This window comes from Streptomyces sp. NPDC058092 (assembly GCF_042884935.1).
Classification (GTDB): domain Bacteria; phylum Actinomycetota; class Actinomycetes; order Streptomycetales; family Streptomycetaceae; genus Streptomyces.
Genome location: NZ_JBHVSY010000045.1, coordinates 1 through 14,901, shown reverse-complemented (window position 1 = coordinate 14,901; position 14,901 = coordinate 1). Strand labels below are relative to the sequence as shown.

Sequence of the window (14,901 nt, the reverse complement as noted above, 5' to 3'; positions counted from 1 at the left end):
CCCGGAACCCGGACATGAGCGAGATCGTGGGCAGCCACGACCTGCTGCTCGTCACTCTCGACACGCTGCGCTACGACGTGGCGGCGGAGCTCGCCGCCGCCGGTCGCATCCCGCATCTGGCACGCCATCTGCCAGGTGGTGCCTGGGAGAAGCGCCATGCGCCCGGCAGCTTCACCTACGCCTCCCACCAGGCGATCTTCGCGGGGTTCCTGCCCACCCCGGCAGGCCCGGGGCCGCACCCCCGGCTTTTCGCGGCACGATTCGCGGGCAGCGAGTCCACCGCTTCGGGGACCTTCGTCTTCGACACCCCCGATCTGCTGTCCGGGCTGGCCGGTGCGGGGTACCGCACGGTGTGCGTCGGCGGCGTCGGCTTCTTCAACCGGCAGGGCCCGCTGGGCTCCGTACTGCCCGGCATGTTCCAGGAGAGCCACTGGGAACCGGAGTTCGGTGTCGCGTCGCCCACCTCGTTCGAGGCGCAGGTGGCCCGCGCCGAGCAGGTCGTCGCCGAACTCCCGGCCGAACAGCGGCTGTTCCTCTTCGTCAATGTGTCCGCCCTGCACCAGCCGAACTGGTTCCACCAGCCGGGTGCCACCCGCGAGGCGGGCGATTCCCGCGCCACCCATGCCGCCGCTCTGGAGTACGTCGACGCGCACATCGGCCGGCTCTTCGCCGCCGCGAGCAGCCGTCGCCGCTGTTTCGCCATCGTCTGTTCCGACCACGGAACGGCGTACGGGGACGACGGCTACACCGGTCACCGGCTCGGCCACGAGTCCGTCTGGACCGTTCCGTACGCGCACTTCTTCCTGGAACCGGAGGCCACCGCATCATGAGCCGTATGACGACCGTCGCGCGGTCCACCCGCCCGTACCGGAGCTATGTGTACGCCTATCCGCACAAGACGGCCTACCGGCCGCTCGCCGAGCGGCCGGTGCTGCGCGAGCTGTGGGCGGCCGAGCGCAAGGACGCGCTCTCGCTCTATCTCCACATACCGTTCTGCGAGGTCCGCTGCGGCTTCTGCAATCTCTTCACCCGGATCGGCGCTCCCGACGAGCTGACGACCCGCTATCTCGACGCGCTGGACCGGCAGGCCACCGCCGTCCGCGACGCGCTGGGCGACGCGGAGCCGGTGCGGTTCGCCGCGGCGGCGTTCGGCGGGGGCACTCCCACGTTCCTGACCGCGGCGGAGCTGGAACGGCTCTGCGACATCGCGGAGAAGCGGATGGGCGCCGATCTGCGGGCCGTTCCGCTGTCGGTCGAGACGTCGCCGTCGACCGCGACGGCCGACCGGCTGGCCGTCCTCGCCGACCGCGGTACGACCAGGATCAGCATCGGGGTGCAGAGCTTCGTCGAAGCCGAGGCGCGTGCGGCCGTGCGACCGCAGCGGCGCGCCGAGGTGGAGGCGGCGCTGGACCGGATACGTGATGCCCGCATCCCGGTCCTCAACATCGACCTGATCTACGGCATCGACGGGCAGACCGAGGAGAGCTGGCGCACCTCGCTGGACGCGGCGCTGGGCTGGCGGCCGGAGGAGCTGTACCTCTACCCGCTGTACGTCCGCCCGTTGACCGGTCTCGGGCGGCTCGGCGCCGACGGCGAGGCGGCGGCGGACGCCGCCTGGGACGAGCAGCGGCTGCGGCTGTACCGCGCGGGCCGCGACCATCTCCTCGCCCACGGCTACGAGCAGGTGTCCATGCGGATGTTCCGGCGCGCGGACGCCCCGCGGACGGACGGTCCCGACGACTACGCCTGCCAGACCGACGGCATGATCGGCCTGGGCTGCGGCGCCCGCTCTTACACCACGAAGCTGCACTACTCCTTCGACTACGCGGTGGAGATGCGGGAGGTTCGGGCCATCATCGACGGCTACACCGCCACCGAGGACTTCTCGCGCGCCGAGGTCGGCCGGTACGTCGACGGCGACGAGGCGCGCCGGCGCCACCTCCTGCAGTCCGTCCTCCAGGCCGAGGGGCTGCGGCCGGCCGACTACCGGGAGCGCTTCGGTACTTCCCCGGCCGATGACTTCCCCGTCGAACTGGCCCGGTTCGAGGCGCGCGGCTGGCTCGACGCGACGGCCGGGGCGTCCGGACTGCTGCGGCTCTCCCCCGAGGGCCTGGCCCACTCCGACGCGCTGGGCCCGGAACTCTTCTCCCCCGGTGTGCGGGCCGCGATGGCCGCGTACGAACTGAAGTGAGCGCGCCCATGGACCTGACCATCCTCTACCGCGGCCCGCTCGCGTCCTGCGACTACGACTGCCCGTACTGCCCGTTCGCGAAGCGGCGCGACAGCCGGGTGCAGTTGCGTGCCGACCGCGCCGCGCTGGAGCGGTTCACCGCGTGGGCCGCGGCGCAGACCGGTGACCGGATCTCGGTCCTGTTCACCCCCTGGGGCGAGGGTCTGGTCCGCTCCTGGTACCGGCGCGCGCTGGTCGAGCTGGCGCAACTGCCGCACATCGGCCGGGTCGCGATCCAGACCAACCTCAGCAGCCGTACGGGCTGGCTGGCCGAGGCGGGTGAGGCCGGCCGCGAGAAGATCGCGCTGTGGTGCACGTACCACCCGGGGCAGACGCCGTACGAGCGGTTCCTCGCCAGGTGCGGAGAGCTGACCGCGCTCGGCATTCGCCACAGCGTCGGTGTCGTCGGGCTCGACGACCATCTCGAAGAGGCCCGGCGGCTGCGGGCCGCGCTGCCCGACGAGGTCTATCTCTGGGTGAACGCCGCGGAGGGGCACACCTATACGGACGAGGAAGCGGACCGCTGGACGGCCCTGGACCCGCTCTTCCCGTACAGCCGGCATCCGCACCGCTCGGCCGGGCTGCCGTGCCGGACGGGCGAGTCGGTCATCTCGGTGGACGGTGACGGCACGGTGCGGCGCTGCCATTTCGTCCCGGCGGAGCTCGGCAACCTCTACGACGGCAGTTACCGGCGCTCGCTCGGCCCGCGCGCCTGCCCGCTGGCGGTCTGCGACTGCCACATCGGCTATGTCCATCTGGAGACGCTGCCGCTGTACGACGTCTTCGCGGGCGGCGTGCTGGAACGGATACCGGCTCCGCCGCTGTCGTCCCTCGCCGGACGGGCCCGATCCGCCGGACGGGCCTGAGACTCGGGCCCGTCCGGCGGGCGCGGACACCTCGGTCGCGGCCCCGGTCGTGAGCGGCCGGACAGGCCCTTGTGGGGCGGCAGCTCTAGACCCGTCCTCCGCACATGCCTCGTTCGGTTGGTTCGGGGTGTGTGCGGTGTCCGGTTGTCGGTGTAGTCGTTGATGTGATGTGTCGAAGATTTCGCGTGCCAAGCGGCCACGGGTGCAGCGTCCACGGATGAATGTGGAGATCGCGCCCGTGGTGGAGAGGCGTCTGGGTGCTCTGCCTGCCTCTGCCGAGTTTCTGCGCCGGCTGGACGTGGCCGGGATCATCGACGAGCTGTGCCCGGTCCGCGAGGTCGCGCACCTCACCCATGGGCAGGTCATCGAGGTGCTGGTGGCCAACCGGTTGTCCGCGCCCGCACCGCTGGTGCGAGTCGGTGACCGGGCCTGTGAATGGGCCGTGGAGGAGGTCTTCGGGATCGAGGCGGATCTACTCAACGACGACCGTATCGCCCGTGCTCTGGACGCGATCGCGCCCCAGCTTGACGGCATCGTCGGCAGTGTGGGAGCGAGCGCGATCGCCGAGTTCGGCATCGATGTCTCGCGCCTGCACTGGGACATGACCAGCATCTCCCTGCATGGCGCCTACGAGGATCCGGAAGATGGATTCCCGCAGGCCAAGTACGGTCATCCGAAAGACCGCAGGACAGATCTCAAGCAGATCCAGGCCGGGATCGCGATCTCCGGTGATGGCGGCATCCCCGTCTTCCACCGCGCCTACGACGGCGGAGCCGGTGAAGTCGCCCAGGTCGTCGGGGCGATGACGTCTCTGCGCAAGCCGGCCGCACCCCGCGACTTCCTGATGGTCGGCGACTCGAAGCTGGTCTCCTACCCCAACCTGCTGGCTCTGGCGGAAGCACAGGTGCGGTTCATCGCTCCGGCGCCCGCGGCCAAGATCCCCGATGACCTGTATGCCGGCCTCGACATCGAGGCAGCCCCTCTGGTCGACTACACCGCCGAGCGGGATGCCAAAAAACCGCATGAGCAGCGCGGACGCTACCGCGTGCTGGAAGACACCCAGACTCTGGCCGGTCCGCGCAAGAGCGACCCGCAGATCACGGTGCGTCGGATCCTGGTCCATTCCACCGCCAACGCCACAGCCCAGCAGGCGGCCCGGGCCCGGCGCCTTCAGCAGGCTGGTGAGGAACTGGACAAGCTCCAGCGCTCCTGCGGCAGCCGCTACTACAGCACCGCTGAGAAGGTCGCCGCCCGGATTGGCGTGATCGTCAAGAAACGGCGCATCGCCTCCTGCCTGGTTGCCGTCATCGGCGCCGACATAGCCGGACGCCCCACCCTGACCTGGCACTTCGACCAGGACATCCTGGCCCGGGAAGCCGCAGCGGACGGCTGGTACGCACTGCTGAGCACCCTTGATCCCACCGAGGCCGACGCGGCGGAGGTCCTGGTGCGCCACAAGGGCCAGCCGATGGTCGAGCGCCGCTACAGCGACTTCAAGGGCCCGCTCGCCGTGGCCCCGGTGTTCTTGCAACACAACCGCAGGATCTGCGCTCTGATCACCGTGATCTGCCTGGCCCTGCTGGTGTTCTGCCTCATCGAACGCCAAGTCCGTCAGGCCCTCGGCGGCAATCAGACGATGCGCGGTCTCTACCCCGACAACCGGGCCGTCCGCCCGACCGGGCGCATGATCCTCTACCACCTCGCCGGCCTGCGGATACGAGCCGGAACAACCAGCGACCCGCCAACCATTCTGATCACCCGCGGTGTTCAAGCCCACCTCCTCGAGTTACTCGGCATCGACGAAACCCGCCCCCGCTGGCTGGAAACCTGAAACCCCATGTGCGAAGTCCGGGTCTAGAGCGGGAGCAGGTCGGGCCGCTTGGCCTCGACGTGGTCTCCGGAGGACTCGCCGCGCAGCCGTCGGCCGATCCACGGCACCAGGTACTCGCGCGCCCAGTGGATGTCGTCGCGCCGTACTTCGAGCGTGCCGCGCTGTGCCTGCGGAGGCCATTCCTGGTCGGGGTCGGCCGGCACATCGAGGCCGAGGACCTGGGCGGCGCGCAACGCGACCCTGGTGTGTCCCTCGGGCGACAGATGGAGCCGGTCGTCGTCCCAGGCACGCCTGTCCTGGACGGAACGCAGCGACCACAGGTCGAGGACCGGGCAGTCGTAGCGGTCGGCGATGGACCGCACATGGGCGGTGTAGGTGGCGATCTTGCCGCGCAGATGACGCAGCACGGGAACGCCACGGGTGTCGAAGCCGGTGGTGACCATCACGGAGCCGACCGATTCGGTCAGCTCGGCGACCGCGCGCTCGAAGCGCTCGGCCACGTCGTCGGGGTCGGTGCCGGGCCTGATGATGTCGTTGCCGCCCGCACAGAAGCTCACCAGGTCGGGTGCGAGCTCCTTGGCGCGCGGCACCTGCTCCTCGACGATCTGGTCGAGGAGGCGTCCGCGTACGGCGAGATTGGCGTACCTGAAATTCCCGTGCGCGGAGCCGTCGGTGCTCGATTCCGCATCGGGGTCCGGGAGCTGGTCCGCGAGAAGTACCGCGAAACGGTCCGCCCAGCCGACGAAGGTCCCGTCCGGACCGCGGTCACCCACTCCCTCGGTGAAGCTGTCGCCAATCGCTGCGTACGACCCGATGACGCCATGTCGGTTGATGACGCCACGTTGATTTTTTCTCGAATCGTCTGCCACAAACGCTTATCCTGCACCGCCGAATGTGACCTACGCGACCGTAATAAGGGGTTGACGGGTGGTGAGATAGACCACCCGGTCAGGTTTTGGTAAAGGGGGAATAAGCAGCAGGGGCGGTGCGCCGCCGCGCACCGCCCCTGCTGTGTTGCTCAGGTCATACCGTGTTGGTCAACTGCCCGTTCGTTCGGCTCAGACGTAGATGCCGTGCGAAGCCAGGAAGGCGATCGGGTCGATGTCCGAGCCGTACGCCGGGCCCGTGCGGACCTCGAAGTGCAGGTGCGGTCCGGTGGCGTTGCCGGTGGCGCCGGAGAGGCCGATCTGCTGACCGGTGCTCACGGACTGGCCCGCCGAGACGGAGATCGAGGACAGGTGGCCGTACTGCGAGTAGCGACCGTCGGTGTGCTTGATGACGACCTGGTTGCCGTACGCGCCACCCCAGCCCGCGGTGACGACGGTGCCGGAGGTGATGGACTTCACGCTGGTGCCGGTGAAGACGGGGAAGTCGATCCCGGTGTGGCTGCCGCTGGACCAGTTGGAGCCGGAGGCGCGGTAGCCGGTGGTGTGGTTGCCGGGGACCGGGTGCGCGTAGCCGGAGCTGTTGCTCCGAGCGGCCGGGGCGGAGGTCTTGGACTCCGTGACGGTCGACACCTTGGCCGGGGCGGACTTGGCCGGGGCGGACTTCTTCGCGACCGACGAGGGAATCGAGGGGGCCTTCGACGGGAGGGCCGCGCCCGTACCGGCGCCGGTGGGCGCGGAGTCACCCGACGCCTTGCCGCCGAGCGTCAGCTTCATGCCCGGGAGGATCAGGCTGGGGTCGTCGCCGACGACCTCGCGGTTGTCCTGGTACAGCTTCTGCCAGCCACCCTCGATCTTGTGCTCGGCGGCGATCTTCGACAGCCAGTCGCCGGAGACGACGGAGTACGTCGTGGTGGCGGTCTGCTTCTGCGCGACCGGCTTGGCCGGAGTGGCGTGCGTGGCGGCGGCGGAGACCGACTGCGGGGCGGCGGCCGGGGCGGCGTTGGCACCGGTGGCGCCGAGCAGCGGCAGCGCGATGACGGCGCCGCCGGCGCCTGCGGCGACGACGCCACGGGCAATGGCGCGGGTCTTCGTACGACGGTGCTTACCCGATATGGGCATGAAGTGCTTCCTCTCCGGCGCCTACGAGGTGAGCTGTCGGGTTCGGGCTGGAGATGCCCGGCCGCGCTGAGCGCGACTTCACCCCGAGCCGGCCGGATTTCTCCGATCGGCGGCCTACCTGGTTCCCCCGCTCCTGCCACACGATGAGTGGATGCGAATTCCGGGCGGCGGCAGGATTAGGCGGTCCGTCCGGATTGACGGTGACCGTAAGCGAGTCGGGACGGCAAGAACAAGCCACTGGTTCCGTTCCGGAATCCCCGCCAGGAATTCGGCGCTGAATTCCGGTCACACTCCGTGGATTAGGGATCTTGGCTTTCCGCGCCGCGCACGGAATACCCGGCCGCCCCGCCAGTACGCACCGTCACGGATATGATCCCGCTCACGAGCGGGCAACCATCTGCCGTACATATGGGGCAAGTTCGGCCAAATCAACCCATTACGGACATGTCATGCTCATCGTTCGCGCCGAAGCCTCAGCACCCGTGCGTCGAGATCCCCCCGAAGCCCGGTGTGCAGCCCCTGATGAAGCAGTACCGAACCGTGGTGCACCGCCCCCGTGTCCAGGCAGGTGTACGTCGCCGCGGGGTCGAGTCCGCGCAGTCGCAGGGCCGGGGGCCGCTCCCCGTACCGCTGCGCCTCCAGCCACATCAGGACCACGGCCTCGTCCCCGTGGACGTACTGGACCGCGCTGAGCCCACCACGCGGGGCACGCAGCCGGTACAGCGAGCCGTGCTGTACCACCGGCCGAATCTCCTTGTAGAGATCCACCCAGGTCCGCGCCTCGGCCAGTTCGTCCTCGCTCCACTCGGTGAGGTCACCACCGACCCCGAGCACACCGGCCATCGCGCTCACAAAACGGAAGCGCAGTGAGCTGACCCTGCCGTTGAGCTGGACGTTGGGGCTGTCGGTGACCCAGGCGGCCATCACCCGGGCCGGATGGATCTGGCCGAAGCCCTCCTGGATGGCGAGGCGGTCGAGCGGGTCGGTGTTGTCCGAGGTCCACACCTGGTCCGTACGGGACAGAATCCCCAGATCGATCCGGCCGCCGCCGCCCGAGCAGGACTCGAAGGCGACCGAGGGGTGCGCGGCCCGGAGCCGGTCGATCAGCGCGTACAGGGCGTCGACATGCTCGATCCAGATCTTCTGCGGATACTCCTCGCCCGGCCAGCCCGCGTCGGTGAAGGAGCGGTTGAAGTCCCATTTCACATAGTCGATGCGCGCGCCGGAGAGCAGTGCGTCCAGCTGTTCCCAGAGATATTCCCGCACATCGGCGCGGGCCAGATTGAGCACCAGTTGATTACGGAACTCGGTCCGGGCCCGCCCGGGGAAGTGCTGTACCCAGTCGGGGTGTGCACGATAGAGATCACTGTCGGCATTGACCATTTCCGGCTCGACCCAGATACCGAACTGCATGCCGAGACCGTGCACTTCGTCGGCGAGCGGCCCCAGCCCACCGGGAAAGCGGTCCGGATTCGGCGTCCAGTCGCCCAGCCCCGCCCGGTCGCTGGTGCGCTGCCCGAACCACGCGTCGTCCACGACGAACAGCTCGACACCCATCGCGGCGGCGCGCTCGGCGAGGGCGCGCTGCTGCTCCTGCGCGATGTCGAAGCCCGTCGCCTCCCAGGAGTTGTAGAGCACCGGCCGCAGACTCCCTGCGTCCGGGATCACCTGGGCCAGCTGCCAGGCGTGCCAGGCCCGGCTCGCCCCGCCGAACCCCGCCGCGCTCCACAGGCCGGCGAAGACAGGTGTGACGTACGACTCCCCCGGCGCGAGCAGCAGCAGCCCCGAGTCGTCGTGCCCGGCGCCCCCGGTGATCTGCACGAGCCCGTCGGGCAGCCGCTGCACGGAGATCCGCCACGACCCGGACCAGCCGAGCGCACAGCCGTACACCTCGCCGCTCTCCTCGGTCGCCGCACCGTCCGCGTCGAGTGAGACCCACGGCAGGTACTGATGCCCGGTGTGGCCGCGCCTGCTGGAGATGACGCTCTCGCCGTACGTCAGCTCCGCCCGGGCGAGCCGCGACTCCGCCGCCCAGCGGCCGTGCAGCCGGCTCAGCCGCCAGCCGTCGCGGGCCGGCAGCGCCCAGGCGGCCGCGTCGGCGCGCAGCAGCTCCAGCGGCGGACCGTCCGGCCCGGCGTGGGCGACGGTGGCCCAGCGCTCGATGACGTCGCAAGCGTCCCGCATCCGGTAGTGCAGGGTCAGGGCGAGCCGGTGCACGGAGTCGGTGAAGCCGATGCGGAGTTCGTCCCCGTCCACCGTGGCGTCGGCGAAGGCCCACTCCGTACCGCGGACCTCCGGGGTCCGTACCGAGAGGGCCGGGCGGACGAACCGGGGGCCGCCCTCCACCGGGTACTCCTCGCGGCCGTCGAGCGGGGACTCGAAGCCCCGGACGGGCTGCTCCGGCGCCGCGGCCAGCGCCTCCGCCGCGGCCAGGGAGATCCGCGGACCCCAGTGCAGATGGACCAGCTCGTCCCGCTCCGTGAGCCGCAGTGCGTAGCCGCTGCTCGCCCCGGTGAGCAGCCAGGTCCGGCCCTTGCCGCCAGTCTCGATCATCGCGCCCCCACATTCCAACAGTTCCGCACATCATCGACCGTTGCCGGGTCGGCAGGCAACGGTCGGGCAAGGAATTCACCGGACGGATTCGCCACAGGAGCAAGGGGGTTCGCTGCGGTATCGACAAGGAATGAACGAGATGATTGCCTGAGGAATCCATGTCGTATCGTCGCGGGAGTGGCCCAGTCGGCGACTCACGTCGGCGCCAGACACTCCAGGAGACACTGTGACGCAGCAGTTGCCGCAGACCCCGTCGACGGAACCCGAGCTGGCGGGCGTCCGCAACTTCCGCGACGTGGGCGGCCTGCCCACCGTCGACGGCCGGCGGATGCGGTACGGGCGGCTCTTCCGCAGTGGTCACCTCGCGCACGCCACCGCCGAGGACTCCGCCTTTCTCAGCGGTCTCGGTCTGCACACGGTCTTCGACTTCCGCAATGAGGCCGACCACCGGCTCGACGGTGCGGACATCGAGCTGCCCGGCGTGCGGAATGTCAGCATCCCGCTCTCCGACCCCGCCGACGGCGCCGAGTTCTGGCGGCTGGTCCGTGACGGCGACCTCGACCAGCTGCGCTCGATCCTGGCCGACGGCGAGGGAACGAACCGGATGATCGCCTCGTACCGGTCGATCGTCCTGGACCGTACCGCCGAGCACAGCCGGGTCCTGCACGCCCTGGCCGAGGACAGCGTTCCGGCGTTGATGCACTGCGCGGCGGGCAAGGACCGGGCCGGCCTGTCGATCGCGGTGTCACTGCTCGCGGTCGGCGTCGAGCGCGACGCCATCGAGGCCGACTACCTGAAGTCCAACGACGCGCACCGCCGCTACAAGGTGCGCCGCAGCGACACCTCGGCGGACGGCATGTCGGCCGAGGTGATGGAGCTGCTCAATCCGCTCTTCGGCGCCCACGCCGACTATCTGGCGGCGGCCTTCGCCACCATCGACGAGACCTGGGGCGACACGGACCGCTACTTCTCCGAGGGGCTGAAGCTCGCCCCCGAGACCCGTGAGCGGCTGCGCGACCGGCTCCTCGACGAGGCGTAGCGCGAACCGCTCGGCGGCGGTGGTCAGCCCTTGCCGGCCACCGCGAAGAGCAGGTAGAGGAAGGCCGCGAAGATGTGTCCGGCGATGAGGTAGGCGAAGAGCCGGATCACCAGGCCGCGCGGAAACTTCCGCTCCTGGGCCTCGTAGTTCTTGTTGGACCCGAGCGGGTCGTAGTTCTCTGAATCGGACATGACAGTCCTCTCTGGCGACCGGACGGGCCGGTCAGCGGCGGTGGATGCCGCTGCCGAGACACAGCTCGGCGGCGGGGCTCTGCAGCAGGGTGTGGACGAAGAGCAGCTCGGCGCCGTCGCGGTCGATGGCCGCGATCCGGTGCGGGGTCAGCGAGTCGAAGTGCGCGCTGTCACCGGGCGCGAGATCGTGCACGGTGTCCCCGAGCGTGACCCGGAGGTGCCCGAGGACCACGTACAGCCACTCCTCGCCGGGATGGACCCGTACGAGATCGCCCTGCGTGCCGTACGGAACCCGGACGCGCAGCGCCTGCATCGCCCGGCCGGAACCGCCGGCCTGCTGGTACATCCAGCCGTCGGCCTCGGCTCCTTCGAACTTCCCGCCGCGGATGATCGCCTCCCGTTCAGGGGGCGTCTCGCCGAGCAGTTCGGAAACCGTCGTACCGTAGATCCTGGCCAGACCGAGGAGCATCGGCAGCGAGGGCTGCCGACGGCCCGTTTCGAGCCGGGAGAGATGGGCGGGCGACAGCCCCGCCCGCTGAGCGGCGGTCTCCAGGGTGAGACCACGGCTGCGGCGCAGATCGCGCAGACGTGGCGCGACCCCGGGCAGCTCGTCGGCCGGCCCTCCATCTGGAGTGTTCATGTACCCATTGGGCCAGAAACTTTCCTCAGAGGCAAATCCCTTACCTCGCAGGCAAAGTCCACGGGCCCCCGGGATCAGCGGTTGACCACGGCCTGTTTCACCAGGGTCCTGCCGAAGTCCCACATCAGTCCACCCCCGCTGTGTGCGTCGTCCATCACCGCGGTGAACGCCGTGACGAACCGGTCGACCTCCGGCTCCCCGATCACCAGCGGCGGAATCAGCTTGATCACTTCGAGATGGTCGCCCGAGACCTGCGTGAGGATGCGGTGCTTCTGGAGCAGGGGCACCACCACCATCTGCGCGAAGAGCCCCTTGCGGGCCGCCTGCAGCATGGCCCAGCGGCTGCGCAGCTTCAGTGACGTCGGCCGGCCGAATTCGATGCCGATCATCAGCCCGCGGCCGCGCACCTCGTGCAGCAGCTCGTAGCGGTCGACCAGCGCGGCCAGCCGCTCGCGCAGCAGATCGCCGGTGCGGCGCGCGTTCGCGACGATCTCCTCGTCGTCCATCACCGCGAGGACCGCGAGCCCGGCTGCCATCGCCTGGGCGTTGGAGCCGAAGCTCGCGGAGTGGACCAGGACCCGGTCCATCGACGAGTAGACGCGTCTGAAGATCCAGTCCTTGCCGAGGGTCGCCCCGACCGGCACATAGCCGCCGGACAGGGCCTTGGCGACACAGACCAGATCGGGTTCGACACCCTCCTCGTGCTGGTACGCGTAGAAGTCCCCGGTCCTGCCGAGGCCGGTCTGCACCTCGTCGGCGATGAGGAGCGCCTTGTGCTTGTGCAGCAGCTCCTGCGCGGCCCGCAGGAAGCCGGGCGGCGCGGCGTGGACGCCCTTGCCCTGGATCGGCTCGACGACCAGTGCCGCCACATCGCCGCGCTTCAGCTCACGCCTCAGTGCGTCGAGATCACCGAGTCCGATGGCGGTGTCCGGCAGCAGCGGGGCGAAGCCGTCCCGGAAGCCGCTCTCCCCGTTGACCGAGAGCGAGCCGGTCGTGAGCCCGTGGAAGGCGTGGGTGCAGTAGAGGATCCTGGGCCTGCCGGTGGCGTACCGGGCGAACTTCAGCGCGGTCTCGACGGCCTCCGTACCGCTGTTGCCGAAGAAGACCCGGTCCAGATGCGGGCTGTGGACGAGCAGCTTCTCGGCCAGCAGCCCGGGCAGCGGCTGGCAGTCGAAGCGGGTGAGGTCGGCGAGCGAGGCGTCGAGGACGTCGTGCAGGGCCTTGCGTACGACGGGGTGGTGCCGGCCGAGGCCCATCACGCCGAATCCGGCGAGCATGTCGAGGTAGTCCTTGCCTTCCGCATCCCAGAAGTGCGCGCCCTCGGCCCGTTCGTAGACCTTGTCGAAGCCGATGGTGTGCAGCATGCGCGGCAGCTGGTGATTGAGGTGCTTCGTGTGCAGCTCGTAGCGCTCCGCGCCGCGCTCCGCGAGGAGCTGCGCCAGATCGAAGCCCTTGGACCCGTCGTCCTTCATGCCCCGCTCTCCTCGGTCCTTCTCGCTGCTTCCCTGCCGGCCAGTGCGGCGCTGATCCGTCCGGCGATCTCGACCGGTGTGAGCCCGATGTCGGCCAGCACCTCGGCACGCTTGCCGTGGGCGAGGAACTGCTCGGGGATGCCGAAGGTGCGCAGCGGTACGTCGGCCCCGGCATCCCGCAGCGCCTGCCCGACCGCCGAACCGACGCCCCCGGCACGGCTGTTGTCCTCGACGACGGCGACCAGCCGGTGCCGTTCGGCGAGCGGGGCCAGCTGTTCGTCGACCGGCTTGACCCAGCGCGGGTCGACGACGGTGCAGCGGATGCCGCGGCCCGCCAGCAGGTCGGCGGCGCGCAGGCAGACCGGGGCGAGCACGCCGACGGCCACCAGCAGCACATCGGGGTCGTCCGCCCGGTGCAGGACGTCCATTCCTCCGATCCGGTCGATGGCCGGGACCGGCTCGCCCGCCGACTCCTTGGGAAACCGGATCACGGTGGGGGCGTCGTCGATGTCGACGGCCTCGCGGAGTTCGGCCCGGAGTTCGTCGGCGTCGCGCGGGGCGGCGATCCGCAGTCCGGGGACGACCTGCAGCAGGGACATGTCCCACATGCCGTTGTGCGAGGGCCCGTCGGGTCCGGTGATCCCGGCCCGGTCGAGGACGAAGGTCACCCCGCACTTGTGCAGCGCGACGTCCATCAGCAACTGGTCGAAGGCCCGGTTGAGGAAGGTGGCGTACACGGCGACGACCGGATGCAGTCCGGCGGTGGCGAGTCCCGCCGCGGAGACCGCGGCATGCTGCTCGGCGATCCCGACGTCCCAGACCCGGTCGGGGAACGCCTCGGCGAACTTGCTCAGTCCGACGGGGTGCAGCATTGCCGCGGTGATGGCCACGACATCCGGCCGCTCCGCGCCGATCGCGGCGATCTCGTCCCCGAACACCGAGGTCCAGGAGGGTGCTTCCGTCGGGACGAGCGGTGCGCAGGTCAGCGGGTCCATCGCGCCCACGGTGTGGAAGCGGTCGGCCTCGTCCCGGAGCGCCGGCGGGTAGCCGCGGCCCTTCTCGGTGAGGCAGTGCACCAGCACCGGGCCGTGGAAGCGTTTTGCGCGGTGCAGTGCGGACTCGACGGCCGCGATGTCGTTCCCGTCGATCGGCCCGACGTACTTGAGCCCGAGGTCCTCGAACATGCCCTGCGGGGCGAAGGCGTCCTTGAATCCCTTCTTCGCGCCGTGCAGCGACTCGTACAACGGCTGTCCGATGACGGGCGTCTGCTGGAGCACTTCCTTGCCCCAGGAGAGGAAGCGTTCGTATCCGTCGGTGGTACGGAGGGTGGCGAGGTGGTCGGCGAGGCCGCCGATCGTCGGGCCGTACGAACGCTCGTTGTCGTTGACGACTATGACCAGCGGCCGGTCCCGTGCGGCCGCGATGTTGTTGAGCGCCTCCCAGGCCATGCCGCCGGTGAGGGCACCGTCACCGATGACGGCCACCACATGGTCGCTCCGCCCCAGCACCTGGTGGGCCTTGGCGAGTCCGTCGGCCCAGCCGAGGACGGTCGAGGCATGCGAGTTCTCGATGACGTCGTGCTCGGACTCCTCCCGGGAGGGGTAGCCGGACAGGCCCCCCTTGCCGCGGAGCTTGGAGAAGTCCTGCCGCCCGGTGAGCAGCTTGTGCACGTAACTCTGGTGCCCGGTGTCCCACAGGATGCGGTCCACCGGCGAGTCGAAGGCCCGGTGCAGGGCGATGGAGAGCTCCACCACCCCCAGGTTCGGTCCCAGATGACCGCCGGTCCTCGCCACTGCCCGGACGAGGAACTGCCTGATGTCCTCGGCCAGTTCGTCGAGTTGCGCATCGCTCAGCGCCTTGAGATCGTGCGGCCCCCGGATGCTTTCCAGAATCGTCACGCTCGGGCCCCCTCTCTGGTTCTGTTTCAGCTCACGGTGACGGCGGGAACCCCCGATGGTGTCCCCGCGTCGTCCATGTCCTCGGCGATCTTCATGGCTTCTTCGATCAGTGTCTCGACGATCTTCGACTCGGGCACGGTCTTGATGACCTCGCCCTTCACGAAGATCTGCCCCT

At 69.7% G+C, this 14,901-nt stretch carries 12 protein-coding genes, 1 pseudogene and 1 riboswitch; of the genes and pseudogenes, 5 read left to right on the top strand and 8 right to left on the bottom strand.

Translation table 11 applies throughout. The annotated features are described in order from the left end of the window. Positions 1–14: 14 nt before the first annotated feature. The 4 genes from ACFVV1_RS39280 to ACFVV1_RS39265 all read left to right on the top strand — a co-directional run bounded on the left by ACFVV1_RS39280 (position 15) and on the right by ACFVV1_RS39265 (position 4,927). The gene (locus ACFVV1_RS39280; protein WP_390000061.1) at positions 15–830 is read left to right on the top strand and encodes an STM4013/SEN3800 family hydrolase; all 816 of its coding nucleotides are present in this window, start codon (positions 15–17) and stop codon (positions 828–830) included. 5 nt (positions 831–835) lie between these two features. Beyond that, positions 836–2,191 (top strand): STM4012 family radical SAM protein, encoded by a 1,356-nt coding sequence (locus ACFVV1_RS39275; RefSeq protein ID WP_390000019.1) that lies wholly within the window; start codon positions 836–838, stop codon positions 2,189–2,191. A gap of 8 nt (positions 2,192–2,199) precedes the next feature. Further along, on the top strand, positions 2,200–3,096 hold the full coding sequence (locus ACFVV1_RS39270) for an STM4011 family radical SAM protein (RefSeq protein ID WP_390000016.1): 897 nt from the start codon (positions 2,200–2,202) through the stop codon (positions 3,094–3,096). Between the two features lie 217 nt (positions 3,097–3,313). Beyond that, a complete protein-coding gene (locus tag ACFVV1_RS39265) occupies positions 3,314–4,927 on the top strand; it encodes an IS1634 family transposase (protein WP_390000013.1) in 1,614 nt (537 codons plus the stop codon). A gap of 23 nt (positions 4,928–4,950) precedes the next feature. Here the strand turns inward: ACFVV1_RS39265 and ACFVV1_RS39260 are convergent, their stop codons facing one another. From ACFVV1_RS39260 to ACFVV1_RS39250, 3 genes are all read right to left on the bottom strand, one after another. Then, positions 4,951–5,796, bottom strand: a complete 846-nt coding sequence (locus ACFVV1_RS39260; protein ID WP_390000011.1) for an SGNH/GDSL hydrolase family protein — start codon at positions 5,794–5,796, stop codon at positions 4,951–4,953. Positions 5,797–5,985: 189 nt separating this feature from the next. Then, positions 5,986–6,933, bottom strand: coding sequence for a peptidoglycan DD-metalloendopeptidase family protein (locus ACFVV1_RS39255; RefSeq protein WP_390000008.1), 948 nt, complete (start codon positions 6,931–6,933; stop codon positions 5,986–5,988). A gap of 5 nt (positions 6,934–6,938) precedes the next feature. Continuing rightward, a riboswitch (cyclic di-AMP (ydaO/yuaA leader) is annotated at positions 6,939–7,093 on the bottom strand. Positions 7,094–7,386: 293 nt separating this feature from the next. Then, positions 7,387–9,486, bottom strand: a complete 2,100-nt coding sequence (locus ACFVV1_RS39250; RefSeq protein WP_390000006.1) for an alpha-galactosidase — start codon at positions 9,484–9,486, stop codon at positions 7,387–7,389. 226 nt (positions 9,487–9,712) lie between these two features. Between ACFVV1_RS39250 and ACFVV1_RS39245 the strand changes: the two genes are divergently transcribed. Further along, the gene (locus ACFVV1_RS39245; RefSeq protein ID WP_390000003.1) at positions 9,713–10,525 is read left to right on the top strand and encodes a tyrosine-protein phosphatase; all 813 of its coding nucleotides are present in this window, start codon (positions 9,713–9,715) and stop codon (positions 10,523–10,525) included. 23 nt (positions 10,526–10,548) lie between these two features. Here the strand turns inward: ACFVV1_RS39245 and ACFVV1_RS39240 are convergent, their stop codons facing one another. The 5 genes and pseudogenes from ACFVV1_RS39240 to ACFVV1_RS39220 form a co-directional block, all read right to left on the bottom strand. After that, complete coding sequence (locus ACFVV1_RS39240; RefSeq protein WP_390000000.1) at positions 10,549–10,716, bottom strand: DUF6126 family protein; 168 nt, start codon at positions 10,714–10,716, stop codon at positions 10,549–10,551. 31 nt (positions 10,717–10,747) lie between these two features. Next, on the bottom strand, positions 10,748–11,356 hold the full coding sequence (locus tag ACFVV1_RS39235) for a helix-turn-helix domain-containing protein (protein ID WP_389999997.1): 609 nt from the start codon (positions 11,354–11,356) through the stop codon (positions 10,748–10,750). Positions 11,357–11,430: 74 nt separating this feature from the next. Then, positions 11,431–12,828, bottom strand: a complete 1,398-nt coding sequence (locus ACFVV1_RS39230; protein WP_389999994.1) for an aspartate aminotransferase family protein — start codon at positions 12,826–12,828, stop codon at positions 11,431–11,433. Then, the gene (dxs, locus tag ACFVV1_RS39225) at positions 12,825–14,726 is read right to left on the bottom strand and encodes a 1-deoxy-D-xylulose-5-phosphate synthase (RefSeq protein WP_389999991.1); all 1,902 of its coding nucleotides are present in this window, start codon (positions 14,724–14,726) and stop codon (positions 12,825–12,827) included. Before dxs ends, ACFVV1_RS39230 begins: the two co-directional genes overlap by 4 nt. Positions 14,727–14,752: 26 nt before the next feature. Continuing rightward, positions 14,753–14,901, bottom strand: a pseudogene (locus ACFVV1_RS39220) (4-hydroxy-3-methylbut-2-en-1-yl diphosphate synthase); the annotation flags it as partial.

Coding starts and splice junctions, on each gene's coding strand:
- ACFVV1_RS39280 (WP_390000061.1), top strand. CDS start 15: ATGAGCGAGATCGTGGGCAGCCACGACCTGCTGCTCGTCACTCTCGAC.
- ACFVV1_RS39230 (WP_389999994.1), bottom strand. CDS start 12,828: ATGAAGGACGACGGGTCCAAGGGCTTCGATCTGGCGCAGCTCCTCGCG.
- ACFVV1_RS39255 (WP_390000008.1), bottom strand. CDS start 6,933: ATGCCCATATCGGGTAAGCACCGTCGTACGAAGACCCGCGCCATTGCC.
- ACFVV1_RS39275 (WP_390000019.1), top strand. CDS start 836: ATGACGACCGTCGCGCGGTCCACCCGCCCGTACCGGAGCTATGTGTAC.
- ACFVV1_RS39270 (WP_390000016.1), top strand. CDS start 2,200: ATGGACCTGACCATCCTCTACCGCGGCCCGCTCGCGTCCTGCGACTAC.
- ACFVV1_RS39240 (WP_390000000.1), bottom strand. CDS start 10,716: ATGTCCGATTCAGAGAACTACGACCCGCTCGGGTCCAACAAGAACTAC.
- ACFVV1_RS39250 (WP_390000006.1), bottom strand. CDS start 9,486: ATGATCGAGACTGGCGGCAAGGGCCGGACCTGGCTGCTCACCGGGGCG.
- ACFVV1_RS39265 (WP_390000013.1), top strand. CDS start 3,314: ATGAATGTGGAGATCGCGCCCGTGGTGGAGAGGCGTCTGGGTGCTCTG.
- ACFVV1_RS39235 (WP_389999997.1), bottom strand. CDS start 11,356: ATGAACACTCCAGATGGAGGGCCGGCCGACGAGCTGCCCGGGGTCGCG.